Below are 23,824 nucleotides of genomic sequence, written 5' to 3'. Positions count from 1 at the left end.
TCTTGATGATGCAATGGAAGGAGGGAGTGGATAGGGTACAGCGCAGCAAAACGCAATATTCGTTTCCTCTTTGGTCATCTTTGGGTGATGAACAAATTCAAATTCTGCAAACCTCGTCATGTTATGACGAATTTTATCTTTAGCGTTAATCACATTATCAGTTACTCATTCTGCATGTTTGCCCACTTTCATTTTGCTAAAGCAAACAGAAGGAGTGATGGGGTACGGCAGGATTATTATTCTCTTCATGGCGAGATATCGATTACATCCTGACGCAATCAAAATCGTTACCTTTATCACCCGCAAATTCATAAGACTCCCTGCCGTGCTTTTATTTAGCTGACTCTGATGTTTATTCTTTTTATCGCTCGCAGCTGATAATTCGCCCGGATGTATGAAACTGATTTTTTATACTAAAATAGTGAGAATCTATTGCGATTATTAAATAATCGTTTGCAGTGTTTTATTGATTAAATATGCGATTTTTCCATCTTATAATGCTAAAATCCGAAAGTTAACAAAATGTTGTCAAGCAAAGTTCGTGGTGATACCTTCGTCAAAGGGCTGCGAAAACAGACTATCTCACTGTCGGATTACCGAGAGGAGCAGGATGAATGGTAGCGTCACTAACTGGCTTGATAAAAAGATAAAGTTATCCGTGGCGTGTATTAGTGATGAGTTACCAGGAATAACAATAGGTAACTAATATCGTTCTGCTAATGTTGGAGTTGTGTTAATAGTGATGTTCTGCGAACTTTCACTATCATGCATAAAGACTTTAGCCGACAGTATTCAGCGCATTCAGCCACATTTGCATCATTCGTTTCAGGTGCAGTATTTGGGTTTGACAAGCAACAGGAGACAAAGCGCATGACAGAAGCAGTAGCGCTTGAAGTAAAGGATTTACATAAATCTTTTGGCCAGAATGAAGTATTGAAAGGGATTTCGCTCACTGCGCATTGCGGGGATGTCATCTCTATCATTGGTTCTTCTGGTTCAGGTAAAAGTACATTTCTTCGCTGTATTAACCTGTTGGAAACGCCAACTCAGGGTGAAATTTGGGTCAATGGCGAACTGATCAAAATGAAGAATAATCGCCGGGGTGAATTCCTGCCTGTTGATGATCGTCAGGTACAGCGTATTCGTTCCCGCCTGGCAATGGTTTTTCAGGGCTTTAACCTCTGGTCGCATATGACTGTGCTGGGCAATGTGATCGAAGCACCTGTTCATGTCCTCGGTGTGCCTAAAGCCGAAGCCATCGAAAAAGCCGAAGCCTTACTCAAGAAAGTGGGTCTGTACGAAAGACGCCATTATTACCCGGGTCACCTCTCTGGTGGTCAGCAGCAACGGGCTGCCATTGCCCGCGCACTGGCGGTTGACCCCGAAGTAATGCTGTTTGATGAACCTACCTCTGCCCTTGACCCTGAACTGGTCGGCGAGGTACTGGGCGTGATGCAGGATCTGGCTCAGGAAGGACGCACCATGCTGGTGGTGACACACGAAATGGCGTTTGCCCGCGATGTGTCGAATCAGGTGATGTTCTTGCACCAGGGGCTGGTTGAAGAGCAGGGACATCCTGAAAAGCTATTCCAGAACCCGGATTCAGAAAGATTAAAACAATTTATTTCCTCCATTTACTAAAATAGGGATGTGAGTTTTACTCAAACCCGATAATTAACAACTTCGCTGTTTCAGCGGTTTACAACCATCCCTTACTCACAAACGGGGTGGATGCAAATACAACAGGAGTAAGACAATGAAAAAATGGATTTTGGCTGCCGCCGTCGTTTCTGCTCTGGGGACCACCTCAGTTCAAGCGAAAGAGTGGAAAGAAGTTCGTTTCGGTATCGAAGGCGCCTATCCTCCATTCAGCTGGACCGAGCCAAGCGGTGAACTGAAAGGTTTTGACGTCGACATGGCGAATGCCCTGTGTGAAGAACTGCAAGCAAAATGTAAGATCGTCGCCCAGGACTGGGACGGTATTATCCCGTCTCTGCTGGCGCGTAAATACGATGCCATCATTGCTGCTATGTCAATTACTGAAGAGCGTAAAAAGAAAGTTGATTTCACCGGTAAATACGCGCTGATCCCGAATAAATTTGTGGCTAAGAAAGGCACACAGATTGATTTCAGCAAAGACGGTCTGAAAGGCGTGAAAATTGGTGTTCAGCGTGCAACGACGCATGATAAATACCTGACTGATAACTATGGCGATTCTGTTGAGATCGTACGTTACGGCTCTTTTGATGACGCTTATCTGGATCTGAAAGCTGGCCGTATCGCCACCGTACTGGGTGATGCGTCCGCGCTGGAAGAAGGTTTGCTGAACAAAGACGGCGGCGAAGGGTATGAGTTCATCGGTCCTTCTCTGACCGATCCTAAGTGGTTCGGTGAAGGCTTCGGGATTGCAACCCGTAAGCAGGATAAAGATCTGACCGAAAAACTGGATAAAGCCATCTTGTCGCTGCGCGAAAAAGGCGTTTATCAGCAACTGGCGTCTAAGTACTTCTCATACGACGTCTACGGTGAGTAATCGCTGACAATGGACTCAGAGACATCAATATGTCTCCCGGTGTACGAGCGATGTGATGAGACGAATGAGAGTGCCGGGTCGAGGGTGGCTCGGCACTTTTACTATCTGTCGCTGACTCTTTGCAGTTTAAAGGAGTGACCCCTTGTTAGATTTAAAAGGATACGAATGGTCGTTGATCGAAGGCGCATGGGTAACCCTGCAGGTTGCTTTGCTGTCTTTGGTGCTGGCGATGGTATTGGGCATGATGGGCGCGCTGGCAAAATTGTCACGGTATCGCCTGGCCCGTTTAACGGCTACCACTTACACCACTGTCATCCGCGGTATTCCTGATTTAGTGCTCATGATGCTGATCTTCTTTGGCGGTCAGGTACTGTTGAACAACAGTTTGTATGGCGTCAATGAGTGGCTGAACAATTATTTTGCATCATCCGATCCCAGCCATGAATGGACGGCCTATCTGCCCGACTATATCGAAGTCAGCCCATTTGTTGCAGGTATACTGACCATTGGCTTTATCTTCGGTGCCTACATGGCTGAAACCTTCCGCGGTGCCATCATGGCGGTGGATAAAGGCGAGCTGGAAGCGGCGAAAGCCTACGGCATGAGCAGTGCGATGTCGTTCCGCCGTGTCCTGTTACCGCAAATGATCCGCCATGCCTTACCGGGATTTGGCAATAACTGGCTGGTATTGCTGAAAACAACAGCACTGGTCTCTATCATTGGCCTGGATGACATGGTGCGTAAAGGGGCGCTGGCCGCCGGTACGACTCAGATGCCTTTTACCTTCTACATGGCGATTGCCGTGTTGTTCCTTGTGTTTACCTCGCTTTCCACTTCGGTACTGAAGTGGGCAGAGCGTCGGTTCAGTATCCATACGAGGTAAGAGATGGACTTTAGTATTCTGACTGATAGCTGGCCGCTGTATCTGCAAGGGTTTTACACCACACTGTGGATGGTGGCGCTGGCACTTGCCATTGGTCTGGTGATTTCCATTCCTATCGGTGTGGCACGAAACAGCAAAAATCCGCTGATTTCAGGACCAGCCTGGGCGTACATTTACTTCTTCCGTGGTACACCACTGCTGGTGCAGCTGTATCTGATTTATTACGGCATGAGCCAACTGCTCAATGTGCAGGGTACGCTCTGGGAAGAAGCCTGGTTTTGTGCCCTGGTATCCTTTGTGCTCAACACGGCGGCTTATACGGCAGAAATCGTGCGGGGTTCCATTAACAGTATGCCGAAAGGGGAAGTGGAAGCAGCAAAAGCGTATGGCATGAGCCACTGGCAGGCATTCAGCCGGATAATTTTGCCAAGCTCGCTGCGCCGCGCCTTACCTGCCTACAGTAATGAAGTGATCTTCATGATTCACGGCTCGGCGGTCGCCGGTATTGTCACCATAGTGGATTTGACCGGTGCGGCACGGATAGTGAACTCCCGTTATTACGCACCTTTTGAATCCTACCTGTTTGCTGGATTGTGTTACATGGTGCTGACGTTCACTGTGATCTGGGCTTTCCGCAAGCTTGAAGGGCGATTCCTGCGCCACATGAAAGCGTTGAGCTGACAAGAGTTCTCCACGTTTCAAACACTAAGCCAAGGCTGATGCCTTGGCTTATTTGTTTATGGCAAGTTATCGCAGGGGGAATTCAGCGATTACACCGCCACCGCATCGTACAGGCTGATGCCCGTCAGGGCGGCGACTTGATCAAGGTACTGGCGCACGCGGGAAGGGAAAGTCAGCCCTTTAACCACGGTCAGGTTTCTTAAGGTCGGGAACAGATTGACGTCGTCATAGCTAAGCACATTCTCACGCTCGGAAGGCAGTGTCAGCCAGTCTAGCTGAGCCAGCACCTCTTCCATGCCACTGAGGTACTGAGCTGTCTTTGCAAAGGCGTCATCGAAGCTTTGCTCGATCATGGCTGATTTATTGTTCTCGAACCAGTCTTTGGCTTCCTGGCACTGAAATTCAGGCAGAGCAATCATCAGCCAGCGCGGATACACTAAACGGCTGCTATAAGGCCGTGCGGCGTCGTACCACTTGGCAATACGTGTCTCATGCTGGGCCTTCGCCAGCAGAGGTTGGCCGTCCTGCTCATCCAGGTAGCGGGCAATATCCAGGCTTTCTGCCATAAAGCTGCCGTCAGGTTTTTGCAGGATAGGCACCATATTGGCACCCACTTTATCAATACGCGCCTGCACATCATGGTTTTGTAAGTAAACCAGCTCAACATCGGCCTTGTTCAGCCCGGCAACCATCATGGCTTTAATGCAATACGGGCAGTGGTCGAAAACAAAGAGTTTCATTTATTCAAACCTCTTCAAACACAGCCCCGGACTGATGGGGCTGGTGTGGATTTATGGTGGTGATTATTTGAAAACAGACCAGATAGGTGCGTGATCAGACGGTTTCTCAATGCCGCGCAGCTCATAGTCAATACCGGCTTCCTGGCAGCGTGCCGCCAGCGATGGAGTCGCCAGAACCACATCAATGCGCAGGCCGCGGTTGTCATCAAAGCCTTTAGAGCGGTAGTCAAACCATGAGAATTTGTCATCCGCGGTGGGATGAAGCTGACGGAAGGTATCGACAAATCCCCAGTCCATCAGGGTTTTCAGCCATTCGCGCTCAATCGGCTGGAAGGAGCATTTGCCGGTTTGCAGCCAGCGCTTGGCATTTTGCGGGCCAATGCCGATATCCAGATCAATCGGGCTGATATTGATATCGCCCATGACCACCAGCTCTTCATCATTGCTGTGATGAGTATTAAGGTAGGTCATCAGATCAGCATAAAACTTTTCTTTGGCCGGAAACTTGGTTTCGTGATGAATGTTTTCACCCTGAGGGAAGTAACCGTTCAGCACGGTTATTGTTTTGCCGTCAGCCTGTTCAAAGGTGGCCATAATCATCCGGCGCTGGGCTTCATCATCATCGGTCGGAAACCCTTTGCGAACATGAAGCGGCTCCTGCTTGCACAATAGCGCCACACCGTAATGGGCTTTCTGGCCGTGGTGATAGACCTTGTAACCCATGGCTTCTACGTCTGCCAACGGAAAGGCTTCGTCATGTACTTTGATTTCCTGCAGTCCGATCACATCCGGCTGGTGTTTATCGATTACCGCTTGCAGTTGATGGAGTCTTGCTCTTAATCCGTTGATATTAAAAGAAATAACTTTCATTTGATGATTCTGTATTGTCAGGGTTTAGAATGCAGCAATCCTAGCACAGTTGCTTGTCATAGCGTAAGGCCAGCGCTGAGCTGTTCGAATATCTTGATGATCTTTACCGGATTTTCTGCGCCGACTGGTGTCCCTGCCTTTCCTATAATGAAGGCAAGTGAAAATCAACGGTGAGGCGAGTATGGGCAAACTGATCAAAGGTGTGTGGCACGATGTGTGGTACGACACAGAGAAAAGCGACGGTGAATTCGTGCGTGAAGATGCTGGCTTCCGTAACTGGTTAACGGCGGACGGCCGTCCCGGGCCTCAGGGCCAGCAAGGCTTCAAAGCGGAATCCGGTCGTTATCACCTTTATGTCTCACTGGCCTGCCCCTGGGCGCACCGGACCTTGATATTCCGTAGCCTGAAAGGATTGGAGCCGCATATCGGGGTCACTGTGGTCAGCCCGGACATGCTGGAGCACGGCTGGGAGTTTGAGCAGCCGGAGCCTCTGTACGGCTTTGAGTTTATGCATCAGCTGTATGCCAAAGCCAAACCGGATTATACCGGCAGGGTGACAGTCCCCGTGTTGTGGGACAAAGAGACCCAAACCATAGTCAGCAATGAGTCATCAGACATTATCCGCATGCTGAACAGTGCCTTTAACGAGATCACCGGCAACCAGGATGATTATTATCCTCAGTCGGTTCAGGCAGAAATCGATTTGTGGAACGCGTTTATTTATCCGTCGATCAATAACGGTGTGTACCGGTGTGGTTTCGCCACCACTCAGGAGGCATACAGCACGGCGTTTTCTGAGTTATTTGCGGCTTTAGATAAAGTCGATGCCCATCTCGCCAATCACAGGTATTTAGCCGGTAACCGACTGACTGAAGCCGACTGGCGACTGTTTACGACGCTGATTCGCTTTGATGCCGTGTATGTGGGCCATTTTAAATGTAATAAGCAGCGCATTGCCGATTATCCGCATTTACAGGGCTACCTGAAGGAGCTGTACCAGATGCCGGGTGTGGCTGAGACGGTCGATTTTTACCACATCAAACGTCATTACTATTTCAGCCATCAGATGATCAATCCAACCGGCGTGGTGCCGCTGGGGCCTGAGCTGGAGCTGGACTCATCGCACAACAGGGACAGAATCAGCCTGATCTCCTGATTCACACCTAATGCAGCAATGGCGCCCAGATCTCAATGCGGACCGGTGGCAAGTCGCGATTGACCGAGTAAGGCAGCGGCACAGACAAACTGCCTGAAGCCTGATCAGATTGTCCGCCGGCGCGCATCTGGCTCAGTATCTCGCTGCGCCACTGCGCCTGAGCTTCAGGCAGAGGCATCATACTGACGGCAAGCAGGCTGTGACGGACATTGTCTGCACGGGCTGGCACCTTTTGTCTGAGCAGGCAATCCAGGCGTCCCAGGTGTGCTTCGCTACAGAGCGGGTAATCGTGAATGATGGCATCAAAATGAAACAGCGCCTGGGACGGCTGTGCGTGGCGAATGGCCTGAGCGCGTTTGAAGGTGGACTCCAGCCAGCGCAATGCGTCAAAAGCATGGGTATTTTCCCGCAACGCCTGCAGCCTTAACTGGCTGTGGCCGTCAAAGCTGTCCCTGTGTTTCAGCACCTGACAAATATCGGCAATCAGGCTGGTTTCGCCCAGCTGTAACAGCAGCGGCAGGGCATCGGCCAGAATCACTGACGGCAGTTTATTGAGGCGGTCAAAATAGCCGGACAAGCCAAGTAGTAAACGGCGCTTGGCTTTCAGCATTTTGCCTTGCGCCATCAGCAGCCGTGCACTCAGTAGTTGCTTGAAGCAATAGAGAAAAGGTCTTTGCGCGGGCAGTAATCTGCGGTCTGCACGCAGGGCTATCTGAGTCAGCGTCAGGCGGAGTTGTCGGCGGGTGCGCTGATCATCCAGACTGAAATACAACTGCTCGAAGCTGGCGCTGAATTCGGCCAGACAAATAATCCAGCCGACATCAATAATCGGCAGATGTGTAGCCAATGAGAGTCCGGCCTGAGCGAGTGCATCAGGTTGCCGGCATTCAGCAGCCAGCTGGGCGACCTTCAGGGCCCGGTGGCTGGCAGACGGTGAAAGCTTCAATGCCCGCTTGGCTGTGGACATTGCCTGTAGCAGTTGCCCTTGCTCTGCCTGATAGTTTGCCAGTAAGTCCATTGCCTCAAGACACAGGGGATGTTTCCCGATCAGGTGCGTCAGCAATTGCAGGGCTTTGGCCGGATGACCGCACTGGTACTCAACTCTGGCTTCCGCCAGCGTGATTTTGATTGAAGGATGATAGCTCTGAAATAGCCGGATATAGCGTCGTGCCTGTACCCAGTCTTTTTTCTCCATCAGCATATCGAGCAGCAAACTCTCCAGTTGGTGATCCGGGCCATGCTGCAGCAGTTGCTGTTTACAGTGCCGGATCCCCTGATCCAGGCCGTGCTCACTCAGTTTCTGATAGACAGGCAGCCGGGTCTGGCTGTTACGCCATGCATGGCTCAGCTTTTGCTGCAATGTATTGAGCGGCAGTGGCAAAGTGACAAAGGCATCCGGTTCGACCGCCAGTGCATTGAGCACCACTCGGGCACTGGTATCAGCCGAAAAAATCACAATCCCGCAATCGGCACTGAGCAGCTGTTTTTTCCGCAGCAGGGTAAGTAGTTCACTGCCTGTCAGGGTGTTATCTAAGTGATAATCGACCATCAGCAGATCATAGGCCGAGCGCTGACAATGGCGAATGGCTTCGCGGTAATTGGCGGCGGTGTCTATGTGACGCAAGCCAATCTGTACTAATACCCCTTTCATCAGGCTTTGGGCGCTGGGCTGATCGTCGACCAGCAAGACTTTCAGCTTATGCCAGGGCGGGGGAGCAAGGCTCATGGTGTGCAAACGGGTAGCCATCCTATGTCCTCAGAACAACCAGGATGCAACTGCATGCAAATGTGGCGGCAGTCACACTTTAGATAGACTGAGTGTAGTCGGTTTTTGTGGTGAAAAATTGTGCTATGAAGCGATCAGAGGGCAAGAAATCATAAAGTCGCAAAAGTGAGAACGGTGCAGGGCAACGCGACGCAGAGAGAAAAGAGAGGAATAAAAAAAGCCAGCGCAATGCGCTGGCTTGAAAGATGGTGGAGGGAGAAGGATTCGAACCTTCGAAGGCGGAGCCGTCAGATTTACAGTCTGATCCCTTTGGCCACTCGGGAATCCCTCCACGGGATTTTTGCGTATTGTCTGGCTATATCAGCCGTGAAAGCAGCAAAGCGCCACTCTCAGAAAAGATGGTGGAGGGAGAAGGATTCGAACCTTCGAAGGCGGAGCCGTCAGATTTACAGTCTGATCCCTTTGGCCACTCGGGAATCCCTCCACGGGATTTTTACGTATTGTCTGGCTTTATCAGCCATGAAAGCCGTACAGCATACCACTTTCATCAAAAATGGTGGAGGGGGAAGGATTCGAACCTTCGAAGGCGGAGCCGTCAGATTTACAGTCTGATCCCTTTGGCCACTCGGGAACCCCTCCACAAGTGCGGTGCGGATAATAGCAAACAGGTGAAGACTGTAAACCCTTTTTCTGAATATTCATCGTTGCTTGCTGGATTTTTCGTCGTTTTGCAAGTTACGTCTACGGTTTGTGCTTTTTTGTGAGGAAAACTTGCTTAGCTTTACATTTCTTTACCCCGATTATTCTGTGGGTCAGATATGATTAGCCCATAACAAAGAACAGGATGCGAAAGCATGAAGAAAGTTGTTTTGGCCGTTGTGGTAGCGGCATCCCTGGCCGGCGGGGGCTATTTCTATTTTCAGCAGCAGTCTCATGCTGCCCAAGCCGCCAGCCAGCCCAAACCTGGGCGCAGCGTCCCGGTTGCGACAGGCGAAGTGACATCACACCAAGTGGTCAGTTCGGTTTCTCTGGTGGGCAAACTGGCCGCTCAGCGTTCAGTGACTATTGCCACTGAAGTGGCTGCCAAGGTGGATCGCATCGTGGTGGATACCGAGCGGAAAGTGACACAGGGGCAGTTGCTGGTTCAGCTCGATAACGCCAAACCCAAGGCTGCTTACGACGAAGCGAAAGCCTATTATGACGACGAAAAGCGTAAATACACCGAATATCAGCGCCTGGTGAAGCGCGGCGCGCTGACCCAGACCGAACTCATTGCGCAGCAGGCGAGCGTGAGCATCGCCAAAGCCCGTCTTGATGCCGCTAAAGCGGAGCTGGATGATCACCAGATCCGTGCGCCGTTTGTCGGTACGGTGGGGCTGATTGACTTCAGTGCAGGTCATACAGTGACGGTCGGCAGTGAGCTGTTTACGCTCGATGATCTGTCAACCATGCGTCTCGACGTACAAGTGCCTGAGCAATACCTGTCTAAACTGGCACCAGGCATGGCGGTGCAGGCAAAAAGTCAGGCATGGCCGGATGACACATTTCACGGCACGATTCAGGCGATCGACTCACGGGTTCAGGCTGAATCACTCAATATCCGGGTGCGCGTCTCGTTTGACAATACCAGTGGCAAGCTTAAGCCCGGCATGCTGATGGCGGCGGCACTGGATTTTACTCCGCAGCAGGCCGCTATTATTCCGGTTCAGGCGCTGGAGTACTCCGGTACTAAGCGCTTCGTGTACCGGGTTGATGCCAAAGGCATTGCGCACCGAACTGAAGTAACACTGGGCGCCAGAGTGAAAAACGAAGTGGTGATCGAATCGGGTATTCAGATCGGTGATCGCATTGTGGTTCAGGGACTGGTCAATATGCGTGATGGTCTGGCTGTGCAGGATGTCAGCCCGTCAGATACTCAGGCTGCCAGCGTGGCTCAAGCGGGAGATAATGCCTGATGTGGTTATCTGACGTTGCAGTAAAACGCCCGGTAGTCGCGATAGTACTGAGCGTGCTGCTGGTGGTGTTCGGTCTGGTGTCATTCAGTAAGTTGCCGGTCCGGGAAATGCCTGATGTTGAAAATCCGGTGATCAGTATCGGCACCTCGTACGAAGGGGCATCGGCAACCATCATGGAAAGCCGTGTCACCACAGTGCTGGAAGATGAACTGTCGGGCATCAGCGGCATTGAAAGTATTACTTCTACCACACGTAACGGCAGCTCGCGGATCAGCGTTGAGTTCGAAATGGGCTGGAACCTGACAGAAGGAGTCAGCGACGTACGTGACGCCGTTTCCCGGGCCCGGCGCAGTCTGCCCGATGGCGCGGATGAACCGATTGTCTCCAAAGATGACGGGTCGGGTGAAGCGGCTATTTATATCAATCTGACTTCAAGCGAAATGGACCGCTCGCAGCTCACTGACTACGCCGATCGGGTGTTAACCGACAGGTTCAGCCTGATCAATGGTGTCAGCTCGGTGCAACTGACCGGCGCGCTGTATAAAGTCATGTATGTCCGTCTGTTGCCTGAGCAGATGGCTGGGCGCGGCGTAACCACCACGGATATTATCGACGCCCTGCGTGATGAGAACGTTGAGCTGCCGGGCGGCGAAGTGCGTAACGATGCGACTACCATGTCGGTGCGCACCGCACGTTTGTACCGCACCGCAGAAGATTTCTCGTACCTGATGGTGCGGCAGACCGAAGACGGCACGCCCATTTACCTCAAAGATGTTGCTGATGTAGCCATAGGCGCGCAAAACGAAGATGCCACCTTCAAGAGCAATGGGGTATCGAGCCTGAGCTTAGGCATAGTGCCAATGTCAGATGCCAACCCGCTGCAAGCCGCCGCGGCGGTACAAAAAGAAGTGGACAGGCTGCAGCGTTTTCTGCCGGACGGCACTCAGCTGGCGGTGGACTACGACTCGACCATCTTTATTGAGCGTTCGATCAACGAGGTTTACAACACTTTATTAATCACAGGCGCGCTGGTGGTGCTGGTGCTGTATGTCTTTATCGGACAGGCAAGGGCGACCCTGATCCCGGCGGTCACAGTGCCGGTATCGCTGATTTCCGCTTTCATGGCGGCTTACTATCTGGGTTTTTCCATCAACCTGCTGACCCTGATGGCCCTGATTCTGGCTATCGGGCTGGTGGTGGATGATGCCATTGTGGTGGTCGAAAACATTTACCACCATATCGAAAGGGGCGAGCCGCCTTTGCTGGCCGCGTTTAAAGGCACCAGAGAGGTCGGTTTTGCGGTGATTGCCACCACACTGGTGCTGGTGATGGTATTCCTGCCTATCGGCTTTATGGATGGAATGGTGGGACCGCTGTTCACGGAATTTTCCGTTCTGCTGGCAATGTCTGTGCTGTTTTCCTCTCTGGTGGCACTTACCTTAAGCCCGGTACTGGGCAGCAAACTGCTTAAAGCCAATGTTAAACCGGGCCCCTTTAACCGTTTTGTCGACCGTCAGTTTGCAACGCTGGAGGCGGTGTACCGTAAAGCCGTGACTCAGGCTGTCCGCTGGCGCTGGGCAGCGCCATTGCTGATTGTTGCCGTAGTAGGCGCCAGTGCCTGGCTGTTTAAAATGGTGCCGAGTCAGCTTGCGCCGTCTGAAGACAGAGGAGTGATCTTTGCCTTTGTCCGTGGGGCGGAAGCCACCAGTTATAACCGTATGGTCGGCAATATCGAACAGGTTGAGCAGCGCTTGCTGCCTATGGTGGGCAAAGGGCTGATCCGCTCTGTCAGCATCCAGACGCCGGCCTTTGGCGGGCGGGCCGGGGATCAGACCGGTTTTGTCATAATGCAGCTGGAAGACTGGGAAGATCGCGATATCAGTGCCACGCAAGCCCTCGGCGTGATCCGCAAAGCGCTGCAGGGCATTCCGGATATTCGTGTCTGGCCCTTCATGCCGGGATTCAGGGGCGGCTCGTCCGAGCCGATGCAGTTTATCCTCAACGGGGCCGATTACGACGAGCTGTTCGCCTGGGCCACAAAACTCAAAGATGTTGCGCAGGGCAGCGGCATGATGGACGGTGTGGACATAGATTACGCCGAAACCACACCTGAACTGGTCGTGACGGTTGATCGCCCCCGTGCTGCCGAGCTGGGCATTCCGCAATCGGATATCGCCGAAACGCTGGAAGTTATGCTTGGCGGGCGCAGTGAAACCACGTTTGTCGAGCGCGGTGAGGAATACGATGTGTATCTGCGCGGTGATGAAAACAGTTTTAACAATGCGATGGATCTGAGCCGGATTTATGTCCGTGCCAATAACGGTGAGCTGGTTTCACTCAACAGTGTGGCGAAGGTCGAAGAAGTCGCGGCTGCCCGTAAGCTGAGCCATAACGAGAAGCAGAAGTCGATCACCATTACCGCCAACCTGCTGCCCGGCCATACCTTGGGCGAAGCGCTGGATTTTATGGATGAGCAGGCTTTGTCTATGCTGCCGAGTGATATCGTGATCGACTATGGCGGCGAATCCAAGGATTTCCGCGAGAATCAGAGCAGTATGGCGATGATCTTCGGTCTGGCGTTGCTGGTGGCTTATCTGGTGCTGGCCGCGCAGTTTGAGAGCTTCATTAACCCTATGGTAGTGATGCTGACCGTGCCACTGGGGATCTTTGGCGGTTTGCTGGGGCTAATCCTGATGGGGCAGAGCCTGAATATCTACAGTCAGATCGGTATGATTATGCTGATTGGTATGGTGACCAAAAACGGTATTCTGATTGTCGAATTCGCTAACCAGCTCAGGGATAAAGGCATTGCCTTTGAGCAGGCGATTGTCGATGCCTCAGCGCGGCGTCTTCGCCCGATCCTGATGACGGCATTCACGACCTTGTTTGGTGCATTACCGTTGCTGCTGTCGAGCGGTGCGGGTTATGAAAGCCGGATTTCGGTCGGGACTGTGGTGTTCTTTGGCATGGCGTTTGCCACTCTGGTGACTTTGTTCGTGATCCCGGCCATGTATCGTCTGGTGTGCGCGAAAACCCAGTCGCCGGGCCATGTCGCGGCACAACTGCAAAAAGCTCTGGAACATGATTATGTCGGGCGTCGATCTCACGGCGAACTGCCATTGGATGAGAACCGGTAAATAAATCAAAGGGGCGTTAAGCCCCTTTGTCTTGCTGAATATCGTGACATCATCCAGAGATAATCAGAATCGATATCCTACCGTAATATGAGCGAGCTCTGCCCTAAATAAGTATGAAAACGCATTATAATCAGCCTGATACAGTGTATGCGGATGATGGGGCTGTGTATTTCGCAGCGCATTGTCTGTGAAAGCATGGAAATTCGACTATTTTTCAGTAAAATCCCTGCTTCCGAACGCGTTGTGAAACGCACAATGAAGAAGATCATCATGCCAGAAAATAAACCTCAGTCTCATAATGACGCACCATCCTCAGACACCAGTCTGGTTCGCCTGAATAAATTTATCAGTGACACAGGTTACTGCTCGCGCCGGGAAGCCGACAAACTGATTGAGCAAGGACGGGTGCTGATTAACGGCCAGCAGCCAGAAATGGGAGTGAAAGTCGGCCCGGATGATGAAGTGCTGGTGGATGACAAACCGCTGCGCCGCAAAGAGCCGCCTGTCTATATTGCGCTCAACAAACCCGCCGGGATCACCTGTACCACAGAAAGGCATGTTGAAGGCAATATTGTTGATTTCATTGGTCACCGCAAACGTATTTTTCCGATCGGCCGACTGGACAAGGCATCAGATGGTCTGATCTTCATGACCAATGACGGTGATATCGTCAACAAGATCCTCCGCGCCGGCAACTCACACGAGAAAGAATACGTAGTGCGGGTAGATAAACCGGTCACCGAAGCGTTTCTGGCAAAAATGGCATCGGGTGTTGAGATCCTGGATACAGTGACTTTGCCTTGTAAAGTCACCAAAGAAACCACCTATTCTTTTCGTATTGTGCTGACGCAGGGTCTGAACCGCCAGATCCGTCGTATGTGCGAAGCGCTGGGCTTTGAAGTCTATAAACTTCGCCGCGTCCGTATCATGAATATCACCATCGACGGGCTGCCAAACGGTAAATGGCGTTATCTGACCGATGATGAAATGGCAGAGATCAATCGTTTACTTGTGTTGTCGAGCAAAACAGAAGAAGCCTCACGGGTCGATAGTCAGGGACAGGCCATCAGCAAAGCCACAGACGCGAAACTGTACGATGCCCGCCAGCAGAGTGAGAAAGAAGTACCTGTCAGATATAAAACCTATAAAGGTAAAGGTGAGGTTGAGCGTCGTCGTCCGGGTGGCAAGCCTGGTAAATCAACGCAGCGGCCGCACGATAAGAAATCCGGCGGACAGAACAAAGGGCCAAAAGGCAGCCGTCCGGACCGTTCAGGCCATGAGTCGACATCGCCCGGCATCAAAAAATGGAAGTCTAAGAAAGACCAGTAACGGCTGAACGCCGATTCTGCTTGCATTCCCCTGCGCAACTTTGCACTATTCAATGATTACAAAAAGCCAGAAGCAAAGTTACAGGGGAAGTCATGGCAGGCAACACAATTGGACAAGTTTTTCGCGTCACCACCTTCGGCGAAAGCCATGGTCTGGCGCTGGGCTGCATCGTTGATGGTTGCCCACCCGGGTTGGCACTGACAGAAGCCGACATGCAGCACGATCTCGACCGTCGCCGTCCGGGAACCTCTAAGTACACCACACAGCGTCGCGAGCCGGATGAAGTGAAAATCCTCGCCGGCGTGTTTGAAGGCCAGACAACCGGTACCTCAATCGGTCTGATGATCGAAAATACCGATCAACGCTCGAAAGACTACTCCCAGATCAAAGATCTGTTCCGTCCCGGCCATGCTGATTACACTTACGAGCAAAAATACGGTGTCCGCGATTACCGCGGTGGCGGCCGTTCTTCCGCCCGTGAAACCGCGATGCGGGTAGCGGCTGGCGCAATTGCCAAAAAATACCTGAAACAGGTTCACGGTATCGAAGTACGTGCTTACTTGTCGCAAATGGGCGACGTCAGTATTGATACGGTCGATTGGGATCAGGTCGAGCAGAATGCGTTTTTCTGTCCGGATGCCTCGAAAGTCGATGCGCTGGATGAGCTGATCCGTAAGCTTAAGAAGGAAGGCGATTCCATCGGTGCCAAACTGACAGTGGTGGCTGAGAATGTCCCGGTTGGACTGGGTGAGCCGGTATTTGATCGCCTGGATGCTGACATTGCCCATGCACTGATGGGCATCAACGCAGTAAAAGGCGTGGAGATTGGCGATGGCTTTGATGTCGTGACACAGCGCGGCAGCGAACACCGCGATGCCATGTCACCGCAAGGTTTCAAGTCAAATCACGCTGGTGGCATCCTAGGCGGGATTTCATCCGGGCAGGATATTGTCGCCCATCTGGCACTCAAGCCCACATCCAGCATTACCGTACCGGGTGAGACAATCAACAAGCAGGGCGAAAGCGCTGAAGTCGTTACCCGTGGTCGCCATGACCCGTGTGTCGGCATTCGCGCAGTGCCGATTGCAGAAGCCATGGTGGCTATCGTGCTGATGGATCACCTGCTGCGCCACCGCGCGCAAAACGCCGATGTGATTACCTCGACACCTAAGCTGAAAGAAATTGACTAAAGCGCAAACCGGCCGATCATTAAAGCTGGCTGCTTAAACAAAAAGAGGACGTTGGGGCGTCCTCTTTTTGTACGTTATTTTTTCAAGCATCAGTCAAAGGCTGTGAGCACATAAACTGGCGTAAAAGTGAACGAATACTTTCTACATTCGTTTCAGCACAATAGTGATTGAGCTGATTTAAATAGGTTTCTAATTCAGACCATGGGCTCGGTTTTTCTTCTAAGACCATGATTTTGGGATGCACAGTTCTTTTTGTGTTTTCTGTGATAAGTGGCTCTTCCTCGAGCTTTTCTCCCGCTCGAAGCCCGGTAAAAATGATCTCAATTTCAGGGCTGGCATGGTGAGCATTTACCGGATGCAACTGCTGAATCAGTCGTTCAACCAATGTTAAAACTTTGACGGGTTTCCCCATATCAAGAACAAACAGTTGTCCGTTTTCGCTCATTCCATTTGCTTGAATCACCAATTGAGCTGCCTCTGGAATAGACATGAAGTAACGGGTTGCATCAGGATGAGTAACCGTGACTGGTCCGCCTTGCAGGATCTGCTGCTTGAATAGTGGTAAGGCTGAACCGGAAGAATTGAGCACGTTACCGAATCGCACTGCTGTAAAAAGTGTTGTGTTCTGATACTGGGCCAGAGATTGCACTATAAGCTCTGCTAGCCGTTTGCTGGCACCCATAATATTAATAGGTTGTACGGCTTTATCGGTAGAAATTAAGGTGAAGTGGCTAACTTTAGCCTCTATTGCTGCCTTTGCTAGTGCCAAAGTACCAAAGACATTGTTATACAGCCCCTCAATGATGTTTTGCTCTTCTTCAAGCATAGGGACATGTTTGTAAGCCGCAGCATGATAAAGGTTGTCGACCTGATGTTTTACCATCAGCGATTGAGCTCTCTGCTGATGTTGAACAGAACCTAAAGCAGAAATCAATGGAATATCAAGTCCCAGATTTTTGAGTTGCAGGCTGATGTCATGATGGATGCTATATAAGTTAAATTCATTTAACTCAAATAAGACTAATTTTCTGGGTTTCAGCCGGATTATCTGTCTGCATAACTCTGAGCCAATTGAACCACCAGCCCCGGTAATCATTACGTTTTTGCCGGTAATGTTTTTCGACATGAGCGATGTGAGTGGCAGCACTTGCTCACGGTCTAACAATGTTTCGATGTTTAAGGTGGTGTTTGGCATGTGTGATTCTGTGAGTATGAAAAATCGCGATGTCGATATTACTGGCAGCAGTATGCTTTGATAATGACTTGCATTATCTTGCTACTATCGGTTTCAAGAAGGCAGCATCATACCATGGGCTTTAGTGCGAGCGTGAGTCCCCTTATGGTGTAAGGCTTAATGTGTTGCGGTTAGCACTATGCTCCCAAACCCGCTATAATCGGCGCCATTCTTGCGAGAGGGGGCTAAGGGCATCAGCGCTGACCTCCCTGATGTTAAATAAAGCCACGCACAGTCCATGCCTCACGATTATAACGACCTGATAACACTCTTTAATCGCACTTTCTTGACCCGCTTCAACACCGAATTGGTGCTGGGCGGTGATGAACCGATTTATCTTCCTGCTGATACTGAGCATCCGCACCACAGAATTGTGTTTGCCCGCGGTTACTTTGCCTCTGCACTGCACGAGATCGCGCATTGGTGTATTGCCGGCCCCGAGCGGCGCTTGAAAGAAGATTACGGCTACTGGTATTTACCCGACGGGCGGGACACTGATCAACAGGCCGTGTTTGAGCAGGTTGAAGTGAAACCTCAGGCGGTAGAGTGGCTGTTGGCCGCCAGTTGCGGCTTTCGTTTTCAGGTCAGCTGCGACAACCTGAGTGGTGATCATGAGCCGGATCGGGTAGGATTTACCCGCAAAGTTCGCCAGCAGGTGCTGCATTACCTGGATGGCAATACACCGGAGCGTGCGGGCATACTGTCAGAAGTGTTGCGACAGCATTATGGTGTACAACCGCTCAGCGCAGACGATTTTCCTGAGCCGCTTTGATGATACGGACACGCATCACGTCAGTGTATGAGTGGCGTGAGTAAACCTATTCTGTGCCGTACAGGGCCAGATTCAGATAAAACGAAAGAGTGACGAGATGATCCAGCAATACGAAGAAAAGCTGCTCACCCTGATTGACCTGATGGTGGAAACGGCATCGGATGACGAATTATTTGCAGGCGGTTACCTGCGTGGTCATATTTCGTTGTCGGCAGCAGAGTGTGAACGCGACGGCATTGCGTCTTTGGAGGCGATGAACCAGGCGGTCAATGATAGCCTGAAGAATGCGCAGTCTGAACTGAACCCTGCCGATCAACAGCTGGTGAAATCGCTGTGGCTTCAGCTACAACAATCGGCGGTTGAATAATAGCTCTGGTTCGATTGCCATAATCCCGGCACATTGCTAGTAATTGAAACAGAAGTACAAACAGATACCCAAAGGCCAGTCCGTTATCCGAACTGGCCTTTTAGTTTATCCCATCTCTGATAATTGCTTGTTTTGGCAATTAATCGTGATTTCTGAACGCAGAGCGGATCAGGACAAAAGCCACACCCAGCATGCCGCCCAGCAGTGTGGCGATCACCACAATCAGTGAGCGCTTAGGTTTGTCTTTAGTCACCGGTTTTTCTACGTTTTCAAGGAAACGGTAGGTTTTAAACTGGATATTTTTATTCAATTCAGTGCCCTGCAGCAGGGAAAGACGCGCTTCTACCTGCTGAATGCGGGGTTCAACCACACTCAGGTTCTTGACTGATTCCAAGGCACTCACCTTGGCCGCCAGCGCTTTAGCGCCCAGGTTGATAGCAAAGATCTCGTTATCCCCCAGGTTTTGCACCGGCTGGTTGACATCTGCCGCACTGGCAATATTCAGGGCATACTGGGTACGCTCTTTTTCTACTTGCAGAAAACTGCTGGCCTGACTGCGCAGTACCTTAAGCTGCTGTTTCAGCTCATACTCTTTGGCTGATACCAGCGCCTGCACGTTCGATAATGTATCGTTATAGACTTTGGTTGAAACGAAATCGATATATTGTTTTAGCATAGCAAAACTGCTGTTGCTGGTGGTCGCCTGCAGGTTAATCACAAAGGTATCGGCTTCCTGTTTGCTTGCTGGCTGAGCCGTGATTTTATCAAACCAGTTTTCCAGCGCTCTGTCGGTATCTTCTTCAGAGACAACGTTATTGTCAGTCAGATACTGCTGAAAATCGCTACTGTCCGTCAAAAATGCTTTTTTGTTTTCCAGCGAATTAAAGCCATTGATGAAATGCTTAAACAGCACTTCGGCATCTGCCACATCCAGCAGTTGGGTGCTGACCAGTACGGTACCGTCTGCCTGATAGATATCAAACGCTGGCTGGAAAGCACTGATTTCACGCTGCAGCTGGGCAAAGTCGGTAATCTGGGGCTGTATCACCTTGGCTTTGGCTGTCCACCATTCTTGTGCAGTCAGGGCGTAGGCAACACCTGCGATGGCGAAGACAAAGGTAATCAGCGCTATCAACAGCTTTTCCTGCCATAGGGTCCTTACCAGCTGGACGAGATCAATTTCATCAGTGCTGTCTGGTGTTGGCATAGTTTGATTAGAGTGATGAACAAGTTGAGGGCCTGACGGGACGGCTTTTGTGTGTGTATCTGTCACTATGACACTTCCATTGATAACTGCAATTTGTGATGCGATAAATAAGAAAAATAAAAAAAAATCTTTGTAATTTTATCTTAATGCGTTCAGTAGAGCATTAGAATTAAGTGAATATGTACTCACAAGGCAAATTATAGGTGGGGGCTCTTAGCGGAAGCAAGCAGCCATAGGGCACTTGCAGGAAATTATTGAACAAGTTTCTACTATCCGTGATCCCTGACAAAAAATTCGGATAACCGAGGCTCATTAAAAGTTACTTTTTATACAAAAAAGCAACTGTCACTTAAGTGTGACCTCAAGATGCGTGATGCTGAGCCTCTCTCCCTCTCTCAATCGTAATGAGTCCAGGGCTAATCGACGGAATAGGGGAAGCTGATATATTTACGCCGGTAGTTTGACGAACCGGCAAAAAGAGTCAGCAGGAACAAGACGGCCAGTAACCCCAGGCTGAAGACGATATCTTCCCGGACCACCAACTGGTAGCAGCAGGTGGCAAAAAACGCGATCGCCAGCAACAGGTTGATTTTATGCAGTACGGGAAATGTTACCGAAAAAACAGCATATTTTCTGAACATATTTCTACCTCACAAACGTCGATTACGAGATCACTTCATCCAGATCAGGAAGGCGACAGTATTCGATGAAGATTAATCTTTAGCCACTTTTTATGTTGCCGGTACGGGATCCGGGTCCAACCGTTTAACAGGACGACTTAGTCTCACAGCAGCGCACGAGTGCAATAAATCCATTCAGTTTGCAGGGCTGATTGTTGGCGAAACCAGACACTCAGAGCAACTAAAAAGAGTTGAAAGAATATAAAGAAAGCTAAAAAGCAGAAGAGAAAGCAAAAAGGACAGAAAAAGCAGGAGCAGCGGTTATCTCAGAAATAAAGTGACCCGCCGGGGCGGGCCACTCAGTACCATCTGACTATAAAGCCTTGAGTTTTACATTTATTCAGCTTGCATCATCTTTCGGCCGTACCAGGGATAGCGCGCATCAGTGATGCTATAGAGCTGGTATTTACGATTGAGCATCTGCCCGCCGTCACGCGTCAGTGGAAGCCAGGAAATATTGGCGCGGTTGCGGCTTGGTTTTACTGTCATCAGATCGTAAGGGATCGAGATGTAGAAACCTTTATTGTAACTGCCCTCGCCAAACTCTTCGGCGGACAGATTGGTTTTGGCCACAAAGGCGCCGGCAATGACGCCACTGTCAAACTGCTTGGAGAAGTCGAAGGTCACACCGACATCTTCCGTCAGGTAGCGCCCGGCGCTGATTTTCATCAGCGTATTGGGCAGTAAGGACCATTGTGGCTGGTAATAGAAAGTGGCATGGCCGGTCAGCGCACCAGTTTGTACCTTGTAGTCACGTCCTGTGATGGGGTCGAATTGCACCTCGTCATGGAAAAGGCCGAACTGGGTATCCGGGTCTCGCTGAACCACATAGTTAATATCAGCGCCCAGCGCCCAGTTTTCTCCCATAGGACGATAAAGCACTTCGCTGCCCGCACCGGCAAACATCATTTCAAGATAACCTGTGTACGCTTGCCCGTACCAGTTATCCGCCAGTTGATCCATCCAGGTCAGCTGAAGATTGTGCACCCGGATCGGATTGCCATCAATGTACTGGCGAACCAGGGTACGTACACGTTTTAAATCTGTACCGTCGGGTGGCACATCGTAGAGGAACTTATCGTAGTTATCGAACAGGTTGAGATAGACGCTGCCGCCCAGCTCCCAATGATCCGTCATGTGGTAATTGGCACCAGCCGTTACCCCCAGGTTGTACAGGTAAAACCCTTCCGAGCCGCCAAAAGACTGCTGAAGGGTTGGTGAAACATTCAGATCCCATTTGTCAGTGTCTGTGGCAATCAGCCGGCCTTGCGGCTGCGCCGGTACCTGATGAGCGACGGCATCGTCGATAGAGGCATTGACATAGCGGTGACTGGCGATTTGATCAAATGCCTTCACGTTCACCCGGGTTTCTTTAACAGGCAGCTTATTGCCGGTTTCAATCAGGCGATACTCGTCATACAGCGGCAGACCGGTTTTCGGATCTGTCGGTAAATGGTTACTGAGCAGGGTTGCAGCGCGCTGGTAGCCCTGATCGCTATCCCGATACTTGTTCTGCGGTGCCACTACCGTCACGGTATGATCATCGGCATACAGGGTCGGGTTTTCATAACCGGCGTTGGTGTGCAATTGATTAGCAATATTCTGCCAGTCTTGGCTGGTGGCAGTACGCTTTTGCCTGTCGGGCGCATAGGTGGCAACGGGGGTATCCCGCCAGGAAGTAGTCAGCTGATTAAAATTGGTATTAAGGTTAAAACCGGCGGTCCAGGTATTGCCGCGCTCATAGCTGATACGCAGATCGCCCCAGTCGCCCAGGCGGTATAGCACCCCCAGGTTTATCGGACTGTCCTGAGTCATATCAGAGTCCGCGCGGGTCACAGGAAAATCACTGGTATAGTCGTTGCCGTCATATTCCAGCTTCAGTCGCAAAGGTTGCCAGGGCGTCTGGTATTCCACTCCGCCAAACAGCGCCATACAGCCTGAGAACCAGCGCTCGAAATCGACACTGCCACCTTTGCCTTTATATTCGGTATTGCGGCCGCAATCGTTGCTCAGGCTTTTATCACCGGACAGATTGGCGCCGTTGCCAATGTAGCCCCAGCCCAGTCCCAGGGTAAAATCCAGCGCTCCCCAGTGTTTGCTGGCGGCAATGTATTCGCCGTCAAACAATCCGGTACCGCCAAAATCACGGATACCGATGGCGGTTTCCGGAATCCAGAAGCTCTCTTCCAGCAGGCGAAGCTTAAAGTCGATGCCTTTGTCTGTGTATTTGGTGTCGCCACTGAAGTTCTCGTCCTCACTGTAGAGAACATCCTGAACCAGGGTGTAACGTATGGTCGTTTCCAGCCAGGGGAACAATTGCAATGACACATTGTAATGCAGGTAATCGTCGTTATAGGTAGCACCAAAGGTGAATTCGCCTTCCGGCGCGACACGGCCGGAAGGCATCTGGATCAGGCCTACGCCACCAAAATCAGTCTGGGAAACGGAAAAATCAGGATAACTGAATGCATCGGCATGTGCCGGAAGGGTAATTACCCCCAGAGATAATCCTGACAGAAAGCGGAGACCCAATAGCTTGGAATAAGAAGACTTAACAGGCTGATCCATCAGAAAGGCCTTTGTGAAAGCAAATGAATAATTTGAGCATTTAACGACTTAGCACTCTCTGGCAGATCGGTAAACGCAAGATAAAGGGTGGCACCTGGCGCGATATCTTTGTGTTGCCGGTTCCAGTACGCGATGCTGTGTTGTTCGGCTTTGCCGTCGGGCTGAATAACCCAGACATAATCCCGGTTGGCAACCGATAACATTTGTACCTGTTTCAGATAACCAGCGGCATCCTGCCTTTCCTGCCAGGGAAGCGAAATATCAGCCGTATTGCCTGTTGGAAGTTTGAGGGCACCCGTCACTTTAACGGTATTGGGCCGGGTAGTCAGCCGTAACACAAAAGCTCCGTTCAGTGCGGGATTGTTCTCGGGTACGATGCGCACGCGATCCTTGTCCAGCGAAAGAAAAATGCGCTCACCAGGCAAAGGAGAGGCTAAATGTTGCGCTAGCTCATTGAGTGTCTCACCGGCAGCCGGGCGGCTGTGTCGCCAGTGATCAGCCAGTGCTCTTATCTGTTTGTCTAAGGTTTGCTGCTGCAGTGCGATGGCCTGCTTAGCACGGTGATCGGCTTTCCATAAAGAGGAACCGATCCAGTACAACGGCTGACCGGCCATGTCTGATGTTGTCATTAGGGATACATTGGCCAGCGCGTCCTGTTGAACCTGATCCAGCCGGACGGTGGCCGGGTAGCGCAGTTGTAATTCTTTTTCGGCGCTGTTCAGTTGTACCCTGACCGATGTGGGGGCTATCTCTGCTGGCATTGCCATGGCGGGGGACAGGGATAGCGAAGCGTTTA

The 23,824-nt window shown here is 51.0% G+C and carries 19 protein-coding genes and 3 tRNA genes; 11 read left to right on the top strand and 11 right to left on the bottom strand.

The window, feature by feature from the left end:
• Positions 1-870: 870 nt before the first annotated feature.
• The 4 genes from D6M16_RS08745 (at position 871) to D6M16_RS08730 (ending at position 4,097) form a co-directional block, all read left to right on the top strand.
• Positions 871-1,641 (top strand): ABC transporter ATP-binding protein, encoded by a 771-nt coding sequence (locus D6M16_RS08745; protein ID WP_120511453.1) that lies wholly within the window; start codon positions 871-873, stop codon positions 1,639-1,641.
• A 115-nt stretch (positions 1,642-1,756) separates the two neighbouring features.
• Positions 1,757-2,533, top strand: a complete 777-nt coding sequence (locus D6M16_RS08740; protein WP_120511452.1) for an ABC transporter substrate-binding protein — start codon at positions 1,757-1,759, stop codon at positions 2,531-2,533.
• A gap of 142 nt (positions 2,534-2,675) precedes the next feature.
• Positions 2,676-3,416: an ABC transporter permease gene (locus tag D6M16_RS08735; protein WP_120511451.1), complete on the top strand. Its 741-nt coding sequence runs from the start codon at positions 2,676-2,678 to the stop codon at positions 3,414-3,416.
• 3 nt (positions 3,417-3,419) lie between these two features.
• Positions 3,420-4,097, top strand: a complete 678-nt coding sequence (locus D6M16_RS08730; RefSeq protein WP_120511450.1) for an ABC transporter permease — start codon at positions 3,420-3,422, stop codon at positions 4,095-4,097.
• An 89-nt stretch (positions 4,098-4,186) separates the two neighbouring features.
• On the opposite strand, the gene grxB is transcribed toward D6M16_RS08730, so the two are convergent.
• Complete coding sequence (grxB, locus tag D6M16_RS08725; RefSeq protein ID WP_120511449.1) at positions 4,187-4,837, bottom strand: glutaredoxin 2; 651 nt, start codon at positions 4,835-4,837, stop codon at positions 4,187-4,189.
• 63 nt (positions 4,838-4,900) lie between these two features.
• The gene (gene xthA, locus D6M16_RS08720) at positions 4,901-5,707 is read right to left on the bottom strand and encodes an exodeoxyribonuclease III (RefSeq protein WP_120511448.1); all 807 of its coding nucleotides are present in this window, start codon (positions 5,705-5,707) and stop codon (positions 4,901-4,903) included.
• Positions 5,708-5,888: 181 nt separating this feature from the next.
• Between xthA and D6M16_RS08715 the strand changes: the two genes are divergently transcribed.
• The gene (locus tag D6M16_RS08715; protein ID WP_120511935.1) at positions 5,889-6,863 is read left to right on the top strand and encodes a glutathione S-transferase family protein; all 975 of its coding nucleotides are present in this window, start codon (positions 5,889-5,891) and stop codon (positions 6,861-6,863) included.
• 7 nt (positions 6,864-6,870) lie between these two features.
• Here D6M16_RS08715 and D6M16_RS08710 read toward each other — a convergent pair whose 3' ends face one another.
• The 4 genes from D6M16_RS08710 to D6M16_RS08695 all read right to left on the bottom strand — a co-directional run bounded on the left by D6M16_RS08710 (position 6,871) and on the right by D6M16_RS08695 (position 9,228).
• Entirely contained in the window at positions 6,871-8,610 is a 1,740-nt protein-coding gene (locus D6M16_RS08710) for a response regulator (RefSeq protein ID WP_120511447.1), read from the bottom strand.
• 225 nt (positions 8,611-8,835) lie between these two features.
• A tRNA-Tyr gene (locus tag D6M16_RS08705) sits at positions 8,836-8,920 on the bottom strand.
• A 68-nt stretch (positions 8,921-8,988) separates the two neighbouring features.
• Positions 8,989-9,073: transfer RNA gene (locus D6M16_RS08700), tRNA-Tyr, on the bottom strand.
• A 70-nt stretch (positions 9,074-9,143) separates the two neighbouring features.
• Positions 9,144-9,228 (bottom strand) — tRNA-Tyr (locus D6M16_RS08695).
• A 215-nt stretch (positions 9,229-9,443) separates the two neighbouring features.
• Here D6M16_RS08695 and D6M16_RS08690 point away from each other — a divergent pair.
• From D6M16_RS08690 to aroC, 4 genes are all read left to right on the top strand, one after another.
• The gene (locus D6M16_RS08690; protein WP_120511446.1) at positions 9,444-10,544 is read left to right on the top strand and encodes an efflux RND transporter periplasmic adaptor subunit; all 1,101 of its coding nucleotides are present in this window, start codon (positions 9,444-9,446) and stop codon (positions 10,542-10,544) included.
• Positions 10,544-13,681 carry a multidrug efflux RND transporter permease subunit gene (locus D6M16_RS08685; protein ID WP_120511445.1) on the top strand — a complete coding sequence of 1,046 codons (3,138 nt, stop codon included), beginning with the start codon at positions 10,544-10,546 and terminating at the stop codon, positions 13,679-13,681. Before D6M16_RS08690 ends, D6M16_RS08685 begins: the two co-directional genes overlap by 1 nt.
• Before the next feature lie 270 nt (positions 13,682-13,951).
• Entirely contained in the window at positions 13,952-15,010 is a 1,059-nt protein-coding gene (gene rluF / locus D6M16_RS08680; protein ID WP_120511934.1) for a 23S rRNA pseudouridine(2604) synthase RluF, read from the top strand.
• Between the two features lie 92 nt (positions 15,011-15,102).
• A complete protein-coding gene (gene aroC / locus D6M16_RS08675; protein WP_120511444.1) occupies positions 15,103-16,200 on the top strand; it encodes a chorismate synthase in 1,098 nt (365 codons plus the stop codon).
• A gap of 82 nt (positions 16,201-16,282) precedes the next feature.
• Here the strand turns inward: aroC and D6M16_RS08670 are convergent, their stop codons facing one another.
• A complete protein-coding gene (locus tag D6M16_RS08670; RefSeq protein WP_120511443.1) occupies positions 16,283-17,395 on the bottom strand; it encodes a UDP-N-acetylglucosamine 4,6-dehydratase family protein in 1,113 nt (370 codons plus the stop codon).
• 277 nt (positions 17,396-17,672) lie between these two features.
• On the opposite strand from D6M16_RS08670, the gene D6M16_RS08665 reads away from it, so the two are divergent.
• Positions 17,673-18,206 (top strand): elongation factor P hydroxylase, encoded by a 534-nt coding sequence (locus D6M16_RS08665; protein WP_120511442.1) that lies wholly within the window; start codon positions 17,673-17,675, stop codon positions 18,204-18,206.
• A gap of 97 nt (positions 18,207-18,303) precedes the next feature.
• Positions 18,304-18,573, top strand: a complete 270-nt coding sequence (locus D6M16_RS08660; RefSeq protein WP_120511441.1) for a YfcL family protein — start codon at positions 18,304-18,306, stop codon at positions 18,571-18,573.
• A 139-nt stretch (positions 18,574-18,712) separates the two neighbouring features.
• On the opposite strand, the gene D6M16_RS08655 is transcribed toward D6M16_RS08660, so the two are convergent.
• From D6M16_RS08655 to D6M16_RS08640, 4 genes are all read right to left on the bottom strand, one after another.
• Complete coding sequence (locus D6M16_RS08655; protein WP_240435553.1) at positions 18,713-19,846, bottom strand: LPS O-antigen chain length determinant protein WzzB; 1,134 nt, start codon at positions 19,844-19,846, stop codon at positions 18,713-18,715.
• A gap of 350 nt (positions 19,847-20,196) precedes the next feature.
• Positions 20,197-20,421 carry a hypothetical protein gene (locus D6M16_RS08650; protein ID WP_120511439.1) on the bottom strand — a complete coding sequence of 75 codons (225 nt, stop codon included), beginning with the start codon at positions 20,419-20,421 and terminating at the stop codon, positions 20,197-20,199.
• Between the two features lie 375 nt (positions 20,422-20,796).
• Positions 20,797-23,028 carry a YjbH domain-containing protein gene (locus D6M16_RS08645; RefSeq protein WP_120511438.1) on the bottom strand — a complete coding sequence of 744 codons (2,232 nt, stop codon included), beginning with the start codon at positions 23,026-23,028 and terminating at the stop codon, positions 20,797-20,799.
• Entirely contained in the window at positions 23,028-23,795 is a 768-nt protein-coding gene (locus D6M16_RS08640) for a capsule biosynthesis GfcC family protein (protein WP_205576841.1), read from the bottom strand. The genes D6M16_RS08645 and D6M16_RS08640 overlap by 1 nt, the downstream gene beginning before the upstream one ends.
• Positions 23,796-23,824: the final 29 nt, after the last annotated feature.

It is taken from the genome of Photobacterium salinisoli (assembly GCF_003614885.1).
In the GTDB taxonomy this organism is placed as follows: Bacteria; Pseudomonadota; Gammaproteobacteria; order Enterobacterales; family Vibrionaceae; genus Photobacterium; species Photobacterium salinisoli.
This window is presented reverse-complemented; position numbering and strand designations above follow the sequence as displayed.